Here is a 1889-nt window from a genome sequence, read left to right as displayed (position 1 = left end):
AGAACCAGCTGTGAGCACCCAATCTCCCAATCCGATTTTCGACTGGATGTAGAACTTACTCGCGATCATTTCACGTACCTCTAGTAGATGTTGAGATGTACTCAGAACTGTTAGAAGCTAACTATACTCTTTGTTTGAGTCGTTTTCTTTTACAGGTCCCTTACATCCTAAAGGCACAGTTTACGGCGGTCGATGACTAGAACTTAGGGAAAGTTATGGGATTACACCTAAATTTACTCTCTTAGAAGAATCCAGCAAGACTTTCGTAGAAAAAGCTTCGACGCTCCTGATAGCGCTTCTTCGATTACTAAATCTAGTTCTCATAAGCCCAAGGTCGCAAGTTCAAATCTCGCCTGAGCCATACGTATATTCAGTAATAGTAAGGGTTTCAGCCGATAGTCGGAGTTCAGACTTATCGGTTTTTAACTCGAAATTCTGAATTTTGACTATGAAATGACTACGCAAATAGTTCTTCATAGTCGGCATCAGCATTATGGACAAGCAGAAGCGATCTTCAAAAGGATCTGTAGGAATTGAAACGTTTCAGAGTCGATTGCGGCTACGCTTACCCCATCAACTGTATGACGGTAAGCAGAAATATTTAACGCTAGGACTTGAAGACACGCTCAGCAATCGAAAAGTAGCTGAGGCAAAAGCGAAACAGATTAAATCTGATATTGTCTTAGAAAAGTTTGACTATACACTGGATAAGTATCGACCGGATCACGCGAAGTCAGTTGATTTACCAAAAGCGATCGATCTTCCAGAGTTGTAGAATCGCTACACACAATTCAAATCGACTCAGGTAGAAAAAACAACGCTCCTCAGAGATTATGGAAAAATTGAGAAACGAATTCAGAAGTTACCAGTACAAAATTTGAATGCAGCAGTAGTCGTAAGAGATTTCTTGCTGAAGACTTATTCTGCTGAGATTGCTAAAGAACGCTCAAGGAGATCAATGCTTGCTGTAACTGGGGTGTGCGCTCCAAATTGATCAGCTCAAACCCTTTTCTTGGAATGGTAGGAGAGATTAGAACCAAGAAATCCAGCAACTCCTCAAGAACGCCTTTTGCGAAGCAAGAAAGGGAAGCAATTATCCAAGCATTCCAGAATAACCTCTACTGTTCTCGATATTCGCCGTTAAAGCACTCTTACTACACACCCTATGTAGAGATTTCTCTTTCTACCTGGTTGCCGTCCAGAAGAAGCGATCGCGCTCAAGTGGAAACACGTTCAAAGTAACCAAATTATCTTCTGTGAGGCTGTAGCAACTGATGTAAGAATCAGGAAGGTAAAACTCATGAGTCTAGGTCTTTCCCTATCAATGCTCAGTTAGGGGACTTACTGGAGGCTATTAAGCCCTCTAAGGTTGATTCAGAAATGCTAGTATTTCCCGCTAGAGGTGGTAGAGAGATAGATGCTCATAATTTTCTAAACCGTACCTGGAAACCGATCTTTGAGCGGCTAGTCGAAGATGGCAAGGTAAAACACTATCTCCCCCAGTACAACTGTAGGCATACATTCATTACGCTCTGTTTAGAAGCTGGAGTTAGTGTGGTTCAGGTTGCTAGATGGGTAGGAAATAGCCCTGAGATTATCATGAAACACTACACTGGCATCATCAAGAGCGTTGAAGTACCAGACTTCTAAGAGTTGTAGCAGTCTTGACTGTTTGAACACGCTCAACCTATCGAGCGTGTCAGCTTTCATTAGAGTAATTCTACTGAGAAATTGTGCAAGCGAAAGAAAGGATGCTTTGATTTCTAAACCCATTAGGGGTAAAAAAGAGATCGACAACAGAACGTCTAGAAAAGAAGTCTGAAGTTTGTCACTGAGAGGATGTCTGAGAAGTGAGGGACTACGCTAAGCGTTTGAGCATCAGGCGAATC

General features: G+C 42.0%; 2 protein-coding genes. Both read left to right on the top strand.

Annotation, left to right across the window (positions count from 1 at the left end):
• The first annotated feature begins 493 nt into the window (after positions 1-493).
• On the top strand, positions 494-775 hold the full coding sequence (locus AC5JLB_RS08355) for an Arm DNA-binding domain-containing protein (protein ID WP_495873369.1): 282 nt from the start codon (positions 494-496) through the stop codon (positions 773-775).
• 605 nt (positions 776-1380) lie between these two features.
• The gene (locus AC5JLB_RS08350) at positions 1381-1650 is read left to right on the top strand and encodes a site-specific integrase (protein WP_495873368.1); all 270 of its coding nucleotides are present in this window, start codon (positions 1381-1383) and stop codon (positions 1648-1650) included.
• The last annotated feature ends 239 nt before the right edge of the window (positions 1651-1889 follow it).

This window comes from Myxacorys chilensis (genome assembly GCF_059505265.1).
The sequence above is the reverse complement of the archived record's forward strand: the minus strand, read 5'-3'. Positions and strand labels throughout refer to the sequence as shown.